Below are 16365 nucleotides of genomic sequence, written 5' to 3'. Positions count from 1 at the left end.
TTTTGTTTGTCATGTGAATTTTAGCTGAAAATATCCTGAAATACTTCGCCTGGCATTTTATATGATGTTGGGGTCACAGAAAATTTTTCTTACATTTCCGTACACCAAACAAAAAAAGCCGGAATATCTTTTATATATTCCAGCCTTTCTTATCTTTTTCATTTCAGCTATCCTTACACCTGAGCCAGGTCAATATACTGCTCGATCAGCTGATCGACTTTGATATTCTGACGATAGATCTCTTCGGCGTTTCCGGACAGAATGATCTCATCCAGTTTTCTTCGCTCACACTCAATACTTTCTTTGATTTTTTCCACTTCGCTGCGTATTTCGTTCATTTTACTCATCGTACATCCCTCAATCTTTCTGTGCTTTTACACGGTTTTTTTTGCCGTGCATCTTTTTCGTTGAATCAATATTACTGCGATGGAGACAATGGCTACCACTGCGGAAAGCACCTGCGATACCGGAAGTTTGATCCCCGGAAGCAGAAGCTGATCCGTACGGAGTCCCTCAATCCAGAATCTTCCGATTCCGTAGCCTGCAAGATAAAGTAAAAATATCTCGCCGTCAAACTTCTTATGCTTCGTAAAAAGCAACAGCAGCAGCAGAACGCCAATATTCCAAAGGTTTTCGTATAAAAAAGTCGGGTGCACCTGAATATACTGTACGCCGTCGATCGTCTGCAGGTGCTCCATCATCTCCTGCGTGACATCGGAACTGCGTACGGCATTCAGTGGCAGCTGCATCGCAAACAGACCATTTGTATAGCCGCCGAAAGCCTCTCTGTTGAAAAAGTTGCCCCAGCGACCGATGATCTGTCCCAAAACCAGCCCGACACATGCGGTGTCTGCCATCAGCCAGAAATTTTGTTTTTTTATTTTTACATATACATAAAATGTAATCACTGCCGCGATCACACCGCCGAATATCGCCAGTCCGCCTTCCCGGAAATACAGAATGTGGATCAGATTGTCTTTGTACTGATCCCAGGAAAAGATAACATAATACGCTCTCGCCCCGATCAGTGCGATCGGGATCGCATAGAGTGCCACATCAAAATACTGATCCGGATTCTGGTTTGTTTTCTTCGCCACCCACATGGCGATGCACAGACCCAGAATCATTCCGCATGCGATGATCATACCGTAATAGGCAATCTCAAAGCCACCGATGCTGATCGACTTTCCGACATTTGATAAATGAATCCCAAGATTTGGAAAATTTATGGATGTATTCATAACATCACCTCTTTATTTTTCCAATTATACATTGAAGCGGAACAAAACAACATCTCCGTCTTTGACTACGTAATCTTTGCCTTCCAATCCTACCAGTCCTTTTTCTTTTGCTGCAGAATAGCTTCCGCAATCCAGAAGATCCTGATAATTGACTACCTCGGCACGGATGAATCCACGTTCAAAATCGGAATGGATCTTGCCTGCCGCCTGCGGTGCCTTTGTTCCTTTTTTGATCGTCCAGGCTCTTGTCTCAGTCTCACCTGCAGTCAGGTAACTGATCAGGCCTAACAGACTGTAGCTTGCTTTGATCAGTTTCTCCAGTCCGGACTCTTTTAATCCCAGATCTTCGAGGAACATTTTTCTTTCATCCTCATCCAGTTCAGAAATCTCCTGCTCGATCTGTGCACAGATCACAAATACTTCACTGCCGTTCTTAGCTGCAAAATCCCGGACTGCCTGCACATAAGCGTTGGATGCTCCATCATCTGCCAGATCATCTTCAGATACGTTTGCCGCATAGATCACCGGTTTTGCAGTCAGAAGATTGTACTCTGCAAACCATGCTTCCTCATCCTCATCCTGAAGTTCAAATCCGATCGCCAGATTCCCTTCTTCCAGATATGCTTTTAATCTCTGCAGGAAATCCACTTCTTTTGCAAGCTTCTTATCATTTCTTGCACCTCTGCTGCTCTTTGCGATCCTTCTCTCCAGGATCTCGATATCAGAAAAGATCAGCTCCAGGTTGATCGTATCAATATCTCTTGTCGGATCTACGCTTCCGTCTACATGGATCACATTGGTATCCTCAAAGCAGCGGACAACATGCACGATCGCATCAACCTCACGGATATTTGCCAGGAACTGATTTCCAAGTCCCTCTCCTTTGGATGCTCCTTTTACCAGACCTGCGATATCTACAAACTCGATCACAGCCGGTGTCACTTTTGCTGAGTGATACAGATCTGCTAAAAGATTCAGCCTTTCATCCGGAACGGTTACGATACCGACATTCGGGTCGATCGTACAGAACGGATAGTTTGCGGACTCTGCTCCCGCCTTTGTTAAAGAATTAAACAGTGTACTTTTTCCTACGTTTGGCAATCCTACAATACCAAGTTTCATTTGTAATTTCCTCTCTTTATGTAAATGACATTTTGCTCTTTATCAGCACCAACAGTGTAACACAGTAAACCTCCTGATTGCAAGTCCCCAGAAAAAGAACTCATCGACAAAATTTTACTGTTTTTCTTCGTTATTCGACCTTTTTCGACAGGAATATCAGTCTTTCGACTCGATCACCAACAGAACCCCTTCCGAAAAGTTGATCCGACATGCCTCTTCTGTGATCTCATTGCTTACGCAGAGCGGATCCATTCCCTCCAGAAGATAATGATCAAGCGGATAAAAAACACCCTGCAGCGTCAGATCTTTCACTGCACCTCCCATGGCAAACAAAGAAAGATATTTGCCGAACTGTTCCTCTTTTTTTATGGATACTGCATGATCCGTCAGCCACATTTTGTTGTGTTCATCCAGAAGATATGCCCGCACACCTTTTTGCAGAGCAAGAAACAGGATCCGTACATTTGCAGCGGTATGGTCGATGCGTGCCCCGGTTCCGCCAAGGATCGTAATTTCTTCTGCCCCAAGTTCCAGTGCCAGACGAAGAGCCACATCGGTGTCTGTATAATCTTTGACCGGATTGAGCCTTTTGATCGGAACGTCGGTATTTTTCTGAAAATACTCGTATTCCGTCTCGCCAGCCGAATCAAAGTCTCCGACAATGTGTGTGGGCATGATTTGATTTTTGTGACAGAAGATCACTCCCTTATCTGCCCCGATCACGTAATCCCAGGTCTGTGTCCTCAAAAAAGCAAGGGCAAAATCGGTCTGAATTTTGCCCCCGCTTATGATCACTGCTCGCTTCATTTGTGATTCTCCTGATAATCTGCCAGCAGTTTCCGGTATTTTTCTGCATTTTTTGCCGTTTCTTTGCCAAAAACAGCCGATCCGGCTACCAGGATGTTGGCTCCTGCCTCTAAAACAGCATCGATCGTCGCAGCGTTGATGCCGCCGTCAACTTCAATATCGGTCTGAAGTCCCCGCTCTTCGATCATGGTACGCAGCTCTTTCACCTTTCCGGTGCAGTACGGAATGTATTTCTGGTTTCCAAATCCAGGATTTACGGTCATCAGAAGTACCATGTCCACTTTCTCCAGAAGGTAATCCAGCTCATGCAGAGAAGTAGAAGGGTTCAGTGCAATACCAGCTTTCTTTCCCAGCTGATGGATCTGCTCGATTGCACGATCCGGATGTTTGCAGGCCTCTGCATGGATCGTGATGATATCCGCCCCGCTTGCCGCTGTCTCTTCGATATAACGCTCCGGCTGTTCTACCATCAGATGGACGTCAAATACCATATTGCTCATTTTCCGGATGGATTTGATGATCGGGAATCCAAATGAAATGCTCGGTACAAACATACCGTCCATCACATCAATATGAAGATAGTTTACGCCCGTCTGCTCAACTGCCTTTATTTCCTCTCCCAGTCTTGCAAAATCTGCGGAAAGAATAGACGGTGATAATTCGTACTTCATAAAAATTAGTACCTCCTTTTTTGTTTCAGTTCTTCATACAGTTCTTTATAGCTTTCGTAGCGTATAGAACTGATCTTTCCTTCTGCCAGTGCTTCTTTTACACCACAGTCAGGTTCACTCAAATGCATACAGCCCTGAAAACGACAGTATGGCTCATATTTTCGAAACTCTGCGAAATATTCTTTTAAATCTTCTTTTTCAAAATCGGTAAGATACAACGAACTGAATCCGGGCGTATCCATCAGATACGTGTTGTCACCGATGGAGAACAGTTCAGAATGACGCGTTGTATGCTTGCCGCGGTCGATCTTCTGACTGATCTCACCGACCATCATCTCTGCCTTCGGATAGAGAAAGTTGATCATCGATGACTTGCCGACACCGGACGGGCCGGCAACAACGGTCGTTTTATCTTTCAAAAGCTCTCGTATCTGTTCTGTCCCTGCCTGCTCTTTTACACTGGTAAAAAGAACCTGACAGCCACAGTTTTCATAAATCTCCTGAAGTCTTGCCGCCTCTTGCGGCTCTGCAATATCACTTTTGTTAAAACAGACAACGACTGGTACATTCTGACGCTCCATTGAGATCAGGAAACGATCCAGAAGACTCAGATTCGGAGCCGGCCTGCTGATTGCAAAAATGACCATCGCCTGATCTACATTTGCAACGGCCGGACGGATCAGTGCATTTTTCCTGGCAAGGATATCCCGGATATTTCCTTCTCTTTTTTCTTCGTCCAGGATATCGATCACCACATCATCTCCGACCAGCGGTTTTATTTTATTTTTTCGAAAAATACCCTTTGCTTTACACTCATACACGCCTTTTCCGGCGATATGGACATAATAAAACCCGGCAATTCCTTTTATAATCTTTCCCTGCATGAAAACTCCGTATTCTGCACACCGCTATTTGCTGAACGGTACGCCTTCATATTCTACTTTTTTCAATATATTTCCATCGTCATCCAGCACATAAACATACGCAGTTGCACTGCTGCCGGAATCGGATGTCATTTTCAGGCTGTACGGGAACTCAACCACTTCTCCGTCCACCAGAGTCGTTGTCTTGCCGTCCTGCACCAGCTCAATGCGGACTTTCTCATCGTTGTAGTCCTGCGGTGCATAAAGCTTTACATCGGTAGAATATTCTGCCTTTGCACTGGTTTCTTTGGATTCCGTTTCCTTTTTCGTCTCTTTGACGGTCTCCTGTGTTTCCGTATCCGTTTCCGTGTCCGATGCAGGATCGGAACTGTCGACACTTCCGTCTCCGCCATTGCTGATGTAAAGTGTAACGGTAGAATTCGGGGCAACTTCCTGTCCTGCTCCCGGACTTGTATAACTGACATGTCCCTGGGCGATGGAAATATCATACACTTCCTGCTGGTCACATTTCAGCCCCAGCTTTTCCAGTGCTGCTTTCGCATCGTCTGCTGACTCATTCTCCAGATCCGGCAGGGTGATCTTGTCGCTTCCGGTACTTACCGTGTAAGAAATGGTCGTATTTTTATCAACCATCTCGCCCTTTGCCGGCTGCTGAGCCATGATCTGACCCTTGTCATAATCGGTGGACGGTTCTTCTCCGGCATACTCAAGCCCAAGACCAGTATCTGCCAGCATTTCTTTTGCCTCTGCTTCTGTTTTGCCAAGGATGCTCGGCACTTCGACCTGACCGGAGATCTGTGTCGTCTCAGTTGCGGTCGTTGTCTCTGTCTGCTTCTTGTTGCTTCCGCCTGCCAAAAATCCAAGGTCAAACAATCCGGTCGCACTTCCGACCAGTGCCAGAAAGATTGCCAGGATCAGAACGCCTACGACAATGCTGCCGATCGTCATGAATTTCTCCAGTTTCGGATTGACTTCCGGCTCCTGCGGCTCTTCCGGCTGATAATATCCGCCGGCATAATTCTGTGGATTCTGATATCCATTGTTTGCATACTGCTGTCCTCTGCCCTGCATATTCTGCGGATTTCCCATATTCTGCGGGTTCTGAGGATTTGGCATGCCGGTATTGACCGGTTCTTGATTTGCAGGATAAGGCTCTTCTGCCTGCTGCATCTCATTGCGTCCTTCTTTGATCTTGTTCAGCTCATCCTGAGAGACGATCACGGTATGTGCACGGCTGTCAAGCGGTGCAATCTTTACAAAGTCACCTTCCGGGTTGACCAGAGACTCCTTTAAGTCACTGATCAGCTCTTCCATGTCACTGTATCGTCGATCCGGGCTTTTCTGCGTACATTTATAGATGATCTGTACCGTACTTTTCGGCAGTTCCGGCACATATTTACGCGGTGACTGGATCTCCTCCTGCAGATGTTTCAGTGCAATGGCGACCGTCGTGTCACCGTCGAACGGTACATGACCGGTCAGCATCTCATACATCGTGATACCAAGCGAATAGATGTCACTCTTGTAGTCACTGTAACCGCCTCTTGCCTGCTCCGGTGAACTGTAGTGTACCGAGCCCATAACATTGGAACTGATCGTATTGGATGTCGCCACTCTTGCGATACCAAAATCCGTGACTTTTACTTTTCCATCTGTGGAGATGATGATATTCTGCGGTTTGACATCACGATGGACGATGCCGTTGTTGTGTGCCGCCTGCAGCCCCATCGATACCTGGATCGCAATGCTGGTCGCTTCCCGCACTGCGAGTCTTCCCTTTTTCTCGATATATTCTTTTAAGGTGATCCCTTCTACCAGCTCCATGACAATGAAACTGATGCCGTTGTCCTCACCTACATCATAGACATTTACAATATTCGGATGTGCCAGTCCTGCCGCAGACTGTGCCTCCACACGGAATTTCGTGATAAATCCCTTATCTTTTCGGAATTCAGGTTTCAATACTTTCACTGCAACAAAGCGGTTCAGTGTATGGTCTTTTGCCTTATATACATCTGCCATACCGCCGGAACCGATCTTGCTGATGATCTCGTATCGATCCTGGATAAACATGCCTTCTTTTAACATTGCTCCACCTCACCTGTCAGCGGCTGTGCCAGTACAACCGCGATATTGTCCTTGCCGCCATTGCGATTTGCCCGTTCAATCAGGTCCATGGCGATCTTCGGCAGCTCTCTGCCGCTTTTGATTATTTTTTCAATTTCTTCATCTTCTACCATGTTGCTCAGTCCGTCGGAACATAAGAGCAGGATATCTCCTTTTCTTAAGTCCTCGTCAAAAAAGTCAATCTCCAGTTTTTGTCCTGCACCGACTGCTCTGGTGATGATATTCTTGTTCGGGTGATTTCTCGCCTGCTCCGGGCTTAACTCGCCCGCCCGCACCATCTCTCCTACCAGAGAATGGTCTCTGGTGATCTGTCTGATGTGATCCCGTATCAGATACAGTCTGCTGTCTCCTACATTTGCAACATAAAGGTAATTTTCAACCACGGTTGCGGCTACGACGGTCGTACCCATACCGCTCAGTTCTTCGTTTTCTGCCGCCTTTTCCAGCACTCTTTCGTTTGCTGTTTCAATTGCACTTCGAAGTACACGGATCGGATTTCGTTCTCTGCTTCTTTTAATATGACTGACGATCACTTCGGCCGCATAGCGGGATGCCATATCGCCTGCCTGATGTCCTCCCATACCGTCCGCAACGATCAGAAGGTTCGGCAATGGTCCTACCGGAGTGTCAGAAGCAAACACAAAATCCTGGTTCGTGGTTCTTTTCTGCCCTACATCTGTAACACAGCATGATCTCATGCCTTTACTCCTTTTTTTCTTTATCCATATAACTTTTCCTAAGTTGTCCACAAGCACCGCCAATATCACGTCCCATTTCTCTTCTAATAGTAACATTTATTCCGCAATTTTCAAGTTTATTTTTGAACTCCACAATCACTTTTCGTTCCGACTGCACATAAGAACGTTCTTTTACCGGATTGACCGGAATCAGATTCACATGGCAGTTGATGCCATGGATCAGTTCGTAAAGCTGCTTTGCATCTTCTTTTGAATCATTCTGTCCGCCAACAAGGCTGTACTCAAACGTGATGCGACGTCCGGTCTTTTCATAATAATACCGGCAGGCATCCACCGCCTCATGGATCTCATATTTTCCGGCGATCGGAAGCAGTGCTTTTCGTTTTTCCTGATTCGGTGCGTGGAGCGAAAGTGCCAGTGTGATCTGAAATCCTTCATCTGCAAGCTGACGCATCCGCGGCACGATCCCGCAGGTTGATAAGGTAATGTTTCGCTGGCTGATATTCAGTCCGTGTTCATCACTCAGCATCCGGATGAATTTTACCGCATTGTCGTAATTATCCAGTGGCTCTCCGGTACCCATCATCACCAGGTTGGATACCCGCTCCCCGATGTCTTTCTGGATACGGTAGATCTGATCGAGCATCTCCCCCGCCGTCAGATCTCTTGTCTTTCCTCCGATCGTGGAGGCACAGAAACGGCATCCCATGCGGCAGCCGACCTGCGTGGAAATGCACACCGAATTGCCGTGCTGGTAACGCATCAGCACACTCTCGACCACATAGCCGTCCGAAAGGCGGAACAGATATTTTCTCGTTCCGTCCAGTTCGGAAACCAGCGTCTGTACGTTCTCAAGGCAGGTATATTCACAGGTTTCTGCCAGTTTTTCCCGCAGATTTTTTGAGAGATTGGTCATCTCTTCAAAACCATCCGCCTGTTTTTCATGCATCCACTGGTAGACCTGCTTTGCCCGGAACGGCTTTTCGCCGATGCTGACAAAAAAATCTTTCAGTTCGTCATAATCCAATGATTTGATATCTGTTTTTTCCATGCCACACTCCTACTTTACGCGTTTCAGGCGTGCAATGAAAAATCCGTCTGATTTATGTATGCCGGGCAGAAGCTGAAGATATCCGGCACTGGTTGTCTTACCCTTCAGCTCGTCGCAGATGTACGGATCAATGCTTTCCAGCACAAACGGATAATTTTCCAGAAACCATTTGACGTTGTACTGATTTTCTTCTGCCCCGATCGTACAGGTACTGTAAATCAATGTTCCGCCCACTTTGACATACTTCCAGACCGTATCGAGGATCTTACGCTGCAGTTTGATGATCTCCGTCTGTTTTGCCGGTGTCATCTTGTAGCGGATGTCCGCCTTTTTGCCGATCACGCCAAGTCCGGAGCAAGGCACATCTGCCAGCAGAATATCCGCACGCTCCACGGATTCCGGATCAAAAACGGTCGCATCCTGCAGGGTCGCAGACATATTGATCACGCCGATACGCTCAATATTTTCCTGCATCAGCTGGACTTTGTAGTCGGTGATATCTCTTGCCTCCACATGACCGCTTCCGTGCAGCATATCTGCAAGGTGAAGGCTTTTGCCTCCCGGTGCGGCACAGACATCAATGCAGTAGTCGCCCCATTTCGGTGCTGCAATCTCAGAAACCAGCATGGAGCTGACATCCTGCACTTGGAACCAGCCGCGTTTAAAGGCAAGCACCGCTTTCATGTAATTATAGCCGCGGATGCCGAGTGCATAGTCCAGATACGGACTCTGCTCTACCTGGATCCCCTGCTCTTTGAGGCTCTCGATAATCTGCTCTTTTTCTGTTTTATCCAGATTGCAGCGGATCGAAGTCGGTTTTTCTTCATGCATATCCTGGCAGATCTTCTCCACTGCATCAAAGCCGTAGAGTTCACACCAGCTCTTTACGATCCATTCCGGCATGGAATAGGTGACTGAAAGATAAAGCAACGGCTGTTTTTCTTTTGAAGGATATTCCACTTTGTCCAGATTTCTTGCAACACTTCGAAGAACACCGTTCACAAAACCTTTGAGCTGATAAAAGCCCCGTTTCTGTGCCAGACGCACGCCTTCGTTACAGACGGCAGAATCCGGTACACTGTCCATATATTTTAACTGATAAACCGACATACGCAGGATGTTGCGGATCACCGGTTTCATATTTTCCACTTTTACTTTTGAAAAACGCTCAATGATATAATCCATCTGGAGCATATTTTCCAGCGTGCCCTCGGTCACACGCGTAATAAATGCCCGGTCACGTTTGTCCAGGTACTGATATTTTTCCAGCACATCCTTGAGCACGATATGGCTGTACTGTTCTTCTTCCACGATATCCATCAGTGCACCGAGGATAATTTCTCTAAGATTAATCATCTCTTCTGTTTCCTCCTGCTAAAATGACAAGACGCAGCAGCTGCAGTATGGATGATGCAAGACTTGCTACATAAGTCATAGCTGCCGCTCTGAGCACTTTTTTTGCTCCTGTGATCTCACTCTCTCCAAGCATTCCGTTTCCCTCAAGGATCCTGATCGCACGGCTGGATGCGTTGAACTCAACCGGCAGTGTCACAAGCTGAAAGATCACAGCCAGTCCAAACAGAAGAATACCGAGCATCAGAAGCGGACGCATGCTGAAAATCAGCCCTGCAACAAAAATCGGCCAGGAAAGACTGGAACCGATGTTGGCTGCCGGAACCAGTGTGCTTCGAAGTACCAGAGGTCCATATCCTTTCTGATGCTGGATTGCATGACCACACTCATGTGCTGCCACGCATACTGCCGCAACGGAATTGGAGCCATAGGTGCTGTCTGAAAGACGCAGCACTTTTGCCCTCGGATCATAATGATCAGTCAGCTCTCCTGCCACACGCTCAATGCGGACATCATAGATACCGCTGATGCGGAGCACTTCCTGTGCCGCCTGTGCACCGGTATAGCCTGCCATACAGCGAACGCGTGAATACCTTGAAAAGGTGCTTTTCACGCCAGCCGATGCGATCAGCGTCAGGATCAGCCCCGCAAAAACAAGTATAAAAGTCGGATCATAATACCATCCATACATTATAAAATCATCCCTTTCTCAAGATGACAGCCGCGAAGGAAGGCTGCCGTGTCCATACGTTTCTTACCTTCTAACTGAAGTTCTTTCACGGACAGGATCTTTTCTCCTGTCTGGATCAGGAACTCGTCTTTTTCTGCTTTCAGCACCGTTCCGGGCTGTGCTTTTTCACCGGTCTGCCCACATACATCTGCTGCCCAGATTTTCAGGGTCTTACCGTTTAGTTTCGTATAGGCACTCGGCCACGGATTCAGTCCGCGGATCAGACGTTCCAGCTCTTTCGCCGGGCGGTTCCAGTCGATCGCTCCCATATCTTTGGTCAGCATTTTTGCATAAGCGGTCGGCGACTCACCTTGTTTCTGCGGGGTAACCGTGCCATTTTCCAGTGCATCAAGCGTCTCAAGAAGCAGATCTGCCCCTGCTTTGCTCAGTTTGTCAAACAGACTTCCTCCCGTTTCTTTTTCATCGAGCGGCACGACGGTTTTCAGCAGCATATCACCGGTATCCAGTCCGGCATCCATCTGCATGGTTGTCACGCCGGATTCCTTTTCACCGTCGATCACCGCCCACTGGATCGGAGCAGCTCCGCGATATTTCGGTAAAAGTGAACCATGCACATTGATGCAGCCATACGGTGCGATGTCCAGGATCTCCTGTGGTATGATCTGTCCAAACGCCACAACAACCAGTACATCCGGTGCAAGTTCCCGGATCTTTTGGATCACTTCCGGATCTCTTACCTTTTTCGGCTGATAGACCGGAATATTCTCCCGGAGTGCCACTTCTTTGACCGGCGTAAACTGCATCGCTTTTCCGCGTCCCTTTGGCTTATCCGGCTGTGTAAAGACCGCGGTCACTTCATGTCTGGATGAAGCCAGGGCTTCCAGTGCCTCAACCGCAAAATCCGGTGTTCCCATATATATGATCTTCATCTTATCGCCTCCTGTTTCTTTTTTACTATATTTTCATCACTCTTCTTCATCATAAGGAGCGACATCTTCTAATTCGCCCTCTACTTTTTCTACATACATATGCCCATCCAGATGTTCGCATTCGTGACAGATGGCACGGGCCAGAAGTCCTTCGCCCTCCAGAATAAATTCATTCATATCTTCATCATATGCTTTTACTTTCGCATAATCAGGCCTTGTAACGACCCCCGTTTTTCCCGGAACACTTAAGCATCCCTCATAACCTCTCTGCTCTCCGGCTGTCTCGATGATCACCGGATTGATCAATACGTGTGGATCATCCCCGCAGTCGATAACTACGATTCTTTTCAGCATGCCGACCTGGTTTGCTGCAAGTCCGACGCCCATGGCATCGTACATCGTCTCAAACATATCATCAATCAGTTCTTTTGTTTTTGGCGTTACTTCTTTTACTTCTTTACATACTTTCGTCAGTACATCGTCTCCGATTGTCCTTATTGTTCTGGTTGCCATCTCTTTTATCCTCCGCTTTCTCTAATCTCTGTCATACTGAATGGTAATTTTATCAAAACCTCTGTTTATTTCAATATATTGTTCTGTCCGCTCTTTGATCTGATCCAGCACTTCTTTTCGCCCATGCCTTACATAGATCACTTTTCTGTAAATATCCGCAACTTTCGAAACGCTTTCATCTGCCGGTCCGATCACTCTTGCCTGTGTTTTCTTCGCCAGTACATCCAGGTATTTTTTCAGATATTCCATCGCCATCTGAAGGTAACTTTCATCCTCCCCCTGCCCGTGCAGAGCAAGCATACCGCCGACCGGCGGATAATCCATCAGGCTGCGGTACAGGATCTCTTCTTCATAAAAAGCCTGATAATCCTGAGCTGCCGCCGCTTTTATACTGTAATGATCCGGCTCATAAGTCTGGATCACGACACTTCCCGTTTTTTCACCTCTGCCGGCACGTCCGGCCGCCTGCGTCAGCAGCTGAAAGGTCCGCTCGGCTGCCCGGTAATCACTCATGTGAAGCGACAGATCCGCTGCCAGTGCCCCGACCAGCGTGACATCTGCAAAATCATGCCCTTTGACAATCATCTGCGTCCCGATCAGAATATCGGCTCCGCCTTTTGCAAAGGTCTCTAAAATTTTATGATGTCCGTCTTTCCCTCTGGTCGTATCGGCATCCATACGCAAAATACGTGCCTTCGGAAACATACGCTGCACCTGGCTTACTACCTGCTGTGTCCCCACCTGAAAACTTCCGATAAAAGGAGAACCGCAGGACGGACAGAGGCGAGGATTTGGCTGTGTATAGCCGCAGTAATGACACACCAGCTTTTCGCCTGCCGTACCTTTTTTGTGAAGTGACAGGGACACGTTGCAGTGCGGACACCCGATCACCGTACCGCAGGAACGGCATGCCACAAAACCGGCATAACCGCGTCGGTTTAAAAACAGCATCGCCTGATCGCCCCTCTCGAGACACATCCCAAGCTGCTCTTGCAGATATCGGCTTAAAATACTGCGGTTGCCCTCCCGCATCTCGTTTCGCATATCTCCAATCCAGACATACGGAAGCTTTTGTCTGTTCGCCCGCCTCTTCATCTCCAGCAAGCAATATTCTCCCTTTTCTGCCCGGTAATACGACTCCACCGACGGGGTTGCCGATCCCAGAATGAGCTTCGCACCTTCCATTTCGGCCCGTCTCTGTGCTGTTTCTCTTGCATGATAACGAGGGACCGTCTCACTTTTGTAGGACTCTTCGTGTTCCTCATCGATAATAATAATGCCAAGATTTGAAAATGGTGTGAACAGTGCCGACCTTGGCCCGATCATAATGTCAATTTCACCATTTTTTGCTTTTTCGTACTGATCATAGCGTTCTCCGGCTGACATCCGTGAATGCAGAATGGATACACGACTTCCAAACCGCTGGTAAAACCGCAACACCATCTGATACGTCAGAGCGATCTCCGGAATTAAAAAGATCGCCTGTTTGCCCTGTTTTCGCACAAAATCGATCAGTTCCATGTAGACTTCTGTTTTTCCGCTCCCAGTCACACCATGCAGCAGATAAACAGACTTATCTTTCTGATCCCACTCTTTTAAAATCGTTTGGACTGCCAGCTGCTGTTCTTCGTTCAGAAAAAAGTCTCTGCCTGTCTGCATTTTTACCTCTTCCTGCTTTTGATTGGACCGGGAGATCATCAGATCCAGCGGATCGCGATAGATCCGCATGCTTTCCAGCTTTACGATACCCTTTTCTTCCATTGCCCGTACAACTGGCATGGTAACGCCATACTGCTCCTTTGCCCGCTCCCAGGAAAGAACTGCCATGCCTTTTTCGTTTTGCTTCGCAATCACCAGCAAAGCATCTAAAAGTCTTGCCCTGGCTTTCTGATTTTTCTTTTCCAGAACCTGCAGCATTTCCCGTGCTTCTTTTTCCGGCAGCAGCAGACGAATCTGTTTCTGTTCTTTCTGTGCCACTTTCTGTTTGACCGGAAGCACTGCTTTTAATGCCTGGATCATCGTGGAACCATAATAATCCCGCATCCACGCAGCCAGTGCGATCAGCTTTCCTTCTACGCCTGTCTGACCTGCACAGACTCCCTGTATTTCTTTGATCTTTTCCGGCGGATAATCGGTCCGGTCCGTCAGTTTGACCACATAGCCCTGTATCCTGCGGTTGCCGTTTCCAAATGGAACCGTAACGGCTGTTCCCGGATGAATCTGCATCCGCAGAACATCCGGCACGCGGTACTGAAAAATCTTATCCAGCTTTTCGTGGCTGATATCTACGATCACATTTGCGTAAAGTACTTGTTCTGTTCCTGACACTTACTTTCCTTTCGCTGCATCTTCCGCAAGAATCTCCCGGATCAGCACACGCTCATCCATCGGATATTTTTTGCCTTCGATCTCCTGGTAATCTTCATGTCCTTTTCCGGCAAGAACGATGACATCCCCCTTCTGACCGTGGTGGATTGCCCAGGCGATCGCCTCTTTCCGATCCGGTATCTCGATGTATTTACCATCCGTTTTTTCGATGCCGGTCCGGATGTCCGCAATAATGTCCAGTGGTTTCTCGAAACGTGGGTTATCGGATGTGATGATCGTCAGATCCGCAAGTCTTCCGGAGACTTCTCCCATCTCAAATCTTCTGGATCTTGCACGGTTTCCGCCGCACCCGAACAGACATACCAGTCTCTTTGGATGATATTCTTTTAATGTCGTCAAAAGGCTCTCAAGGCTCATGGCATTATGGGCGTAGTCGATCATCAGCGTAAAATCATCGGAAACTTTGATCATCTCGATACGGCCTTTTACTTTCGCCTGTGCCAGTGCCTTTAAGATGTCCTCTTTTGAGACACCGAAATGACGGCAGACTGCGATCGCTGTCAGAGAGTTGTAGACGCTGAATTTACCCGGGATATCAATCTCGACATCCAGATGGAAATCCTTTGCTTCCGCCGTGTAATCAATACCAAGATAACCCGGTCTTGATACCAGTTTTGTGTTTTCGGCACGAAGATCTGCTTTTTCTGAGAATCCAAATGTCTCAATCCTGCAAGTATGACCTTTTAACACCTGCTCCAGATGTTTGTCATCCATATTGACAATGCCAAGCTTACACTGCTGGAACAGCAGCCCTTTGCAGTGCATATAGTCTTCAAAACTTGCGTGTTCTGCCGGTCCGATGTGATCCGGTTCAATGTTCGTGAAAATACCAATCTCAAACGGAATGCCTGCCGTCCTGTGCAGCATCAGTCCCTGAGAAGATACTTCCATCACAACACAGTCGCATCCTGCTTTTACCATCCGGTCAAAATAAGACTGCACGGTGTAGGACTCCGGGGTCGTATTGGCCGCTGGGATATGCTCCTCTCCGATGATCGCCTCGATCGTTCCGATCAGTCCGACTTTGTGTCCCGCACTTTCCAGGATGGATCTGATCATATACGTGGTCGTGGTCTTGCCTTTTGTTCCGGTGATACCGATCACTTTCATTTTTTCCGCCGGATAATCAAAATATGCTGCTGAGATCATTGCCATCGCATAGCGGCTGTCCGCCACTTTGATCACCGTCACATCCTTCGGAGCTTCTACTTCATCCTGCACGACCAGAACTTTTGCTCCTTTGGCGATCACATCTGCTGCGTATTTGTGTCCGTCAGAAACGGCTCCTTTGATGCAGAAAAACAGAGAACCTTCTTTTGCTTTTCTGGAGTCATTGACAAGATCTGCCACCTCGACATCTACAGAGCCATTTATACATTCATATTCTACTCTTTCCAGTAATTTTGTTAATTTCATGGCTTTCACCTCCATAGACAGTAGGATAGCACATCTACCGTGCTATTTCAAACATTTTCCGTTCCTTTCCTCTTACCAGGTTTTCAGGATTTCGATGATCTCCTGTTCGTAGTTCCCCATGATGTCTTCCTGTCTTCCCACGGTACGCACATTTGTCTCCGCACCGTATCCACCATCCTCAAATTCCCAGATGTGATAGCTCAGTCCACGGTGCTCAAAATCAATGCTTCCAAGCCCGTCCTCCTCCGTGTATTCGTAGTTCCACTGTTTCTCTTTTAAATAAGCCTGTATTTTTTCAAGACGCATCTGCCTGCTCCCCTTTCTTCTGCTATCTGATGTTTACATAAAGATGCCTTACGAATTGCTCCGTACTTCGTACTCCCACAATCCTCCCCTGGCATCATCTTATTATTCTAACACAGGAAACAGCGATATCGCAACTGTGGGAACTTCCGCCAAAGTTCTTTGTTTTGC

At 47.4% G+C, this 16365-nt stretch carries 16 protein-coding genes; all 16 read right to left on the bottom strand.

From position 1 onward, the window contains the following. Positions 1-173: 173 nt before the first annotated feature. Complete coding sequence (locus tag GPK60_RS05730) at positions 174-347, bottom strand: hypothetical protein (RefSeq protein ID WP_022120045.1); 174 nt, start codon at positions 345-347, stop codon at positions 174-176. A gap of 27 nt (positions 348-374) precedes the next feature. Continuing rightward, positions 375-1241: a prolipoprotein diacylglyceryl transferase gene (lgt, locus tag GPK60_RS05725; RefSeq protein ID WP_022120044.1), complete on the bottom strand. Its 867-nt coding sequence runs from the start codon at positions 1239-1241 to the stop codon at positions 375-377. 24 nt (positions 1242-1265) lie between these two features. Beyond that, the gene (ychF, locus tag GPK60_RS05720; RefSeq protein WP_022120043.1) at positions 1266-2363 is read right to left on the bottom strand and encodes a redox-regulated ATPase YchF; all 1098 of its coding nucleotides are present in this window, start codon (positions 2361-2363) and stop codon (positions 1266-1268) included. A 156-nt stretch (positions 2364-2519) separates the two neighbouring features. Continuing rightward, positions 2520-3170 (bottom strand): thiamine diphosphokinase, encoded by a 651-nt coding sequence (locus GPK60_RS05715; protein ID WP_022120042.1) that lies wholly within the window; start codon positions 3168-3170, stop codon positions 2520-2522. Further along, positions 3167-3841, bottom strand: a complete 675-nt coding sequence (rpe, locus tag GPK60_RS05710) for a ribulose-phosphate 3-epimerase (protein ID WP_022120041.1) — start codon at positions 3839-3841, stop codon at positions 3167-3169. The genes GPK60_RS05715 and rpe overlap by 4 nt, the downstream gene beginning before the upstream one ends. 5 nt (positions 3842-3846) lie before the next feature. Further along, entirely contained in the window at positions 3847-4725 is an 879-nt protein-coding gene (gene rsgA, locus GPK60_RS05705; protein ID WP_022120040.1) for a ribosome small subunit-dependent GTPase A, read from the bottom strand. Between the two features lie 24 nt (positions 4726-4749). Then, positions 4750-6813, bottom strand: a complete 2064-nt coding sequence (gene pknB / locus GPK60_RS05700) for a Stk1 family PASTA domain-containing Ser/Thr kinase (RefSeq protein WP_022120039.1) — start codon at positions 6811-6813, stop codon at positions 4750-4752. Further along, entirely contained in the window at positions 6807-7550 is a 744-nt protein-coding gene (locus tag GPK60_RS05695) for a Stp1/IreP family PP2C-type Ser/Thr phosphatase (RefSeq protein ID WP_173897692.1), read from the bottom strand. Before GPK60_RS05695 ends, pknB begins: the two co-directional genes overlap by 7 nt. Before the next feature lie 4 nt (positions 7551-7554). Beyond that, positions 7555-8601: a 23S rRNA (adenine(2503)-C(2))-methyltransferase RlmN gene (gene rlmN, locus GPK60_RS05690; protein ID WP_022120037.1), complete on the bottom strand. Its 1047-nt coding sequence runs from the start codon at positions 8599-8601 to the stop codon at positions 7555-7557. Between the two features lie 9 nt (positions 8602-8610). After that, positions 8611-9957: a 16S rRNA (cytosine(967)-C(5))-methyltransferase RsmB gene (rsmB, locus tag GPK60_RS05685; RefSeq protein ID WP_022120036.1), complete on the bottom strand. Its 1347-nt coding sequence runs from the start codon at positions 9955-9957 to the stop codon at positions 8611-8613. Then, on the bottom strand, positions 9950-10645 hold the full coding sequence (locus GPK60_RS05680; protein WP_173866525.1) for a zinc metallopeptidase: 696 nt from the start codon (positions 10643-10645) through the stop codon (positions 9950-9952). Before GPK60_RS05680 ends, rsmB begins: the two co-directional genes overlap by 8 nt. Further along, positions 10645-11574 (bottom strand): methionyl-tRNA formyltransferase, encoded by a 930-nt coding sequence (gene fmt / locus GPK60_RS05675; protein WP_022120033.1) that lies wholly within the window; start codon positions 11572-11574, stop codon positions 10645-10647. The genes GPK60_RS05680 and fmt overlap by 1 nt, the downstream gene beginning before the upstream one ends. A 36-nt stretch (positions 11575-11610) precedes the next feature. Continuing rightward, positions 11611-12087, bottom strand: coding sequence for a peptide deformylase (gene def, locus GPK60_RS05670; RefSeq protein ID WP_022120032.1), 477 nt, complete (start codon positions 12085-12087; stop codon positions 11611-11613). A 21-nt stretch (positions 12088-12108) separates the two neighbouring features. Then, positions 12109-14415: a primosomal protein N' gene (gene priA, locus GPK60_RS05665; protein WP_346727725.1), complete on the bottom strand. Its 2307-nt coding sequence runs from the start codon at positions 14413-14415 to the stop codon at positions 12109-12111. Further along, positions 14416-15891 carry a UDP-N-acetylmuramoyl-L-alanyl-D-glutamate--2,6-diaminopimelate ligase gene (locus GPK60_RS05660; RefSeq protein WP_147631149.1) on the bottom strand — a complete coding sequence of 492 codons (1476 nt, stop codon included), beginning with the start codon at positions 15889-15891 and terminating at the stop codon, positions 14416-14418. A 72-nt stretch (positions 15892-15963) separates the two neighbouring features. Continuing rightward, on the bottom strand, positions 15964-16197 hold the full coding sequence (locus GPK60_RS05655; protein ID WP_022120029.1) for a hypothetical protein: 234 nt from the start codon (positions 16195-16197) through the stop codon (positions 15964-15966). Between the last annotated feature and the right edge of the window lie 168 nt (positions 16198-16365).

Source organism: Ruminococcus sp. MCC718 (assembly GCF_018783905.1).
GTDB classification, from domain to species: Bacteria; Bacillota; Clostridia; order Lachnospirales; family Lachnospiraceae; genus Hominisplanchenecus; species Hominisplanchenecus faecis.
Note: the sequence above shows the minus strand (reverse complement) of the source record. Positions and strands in the feature narration are given on the sequence as shown.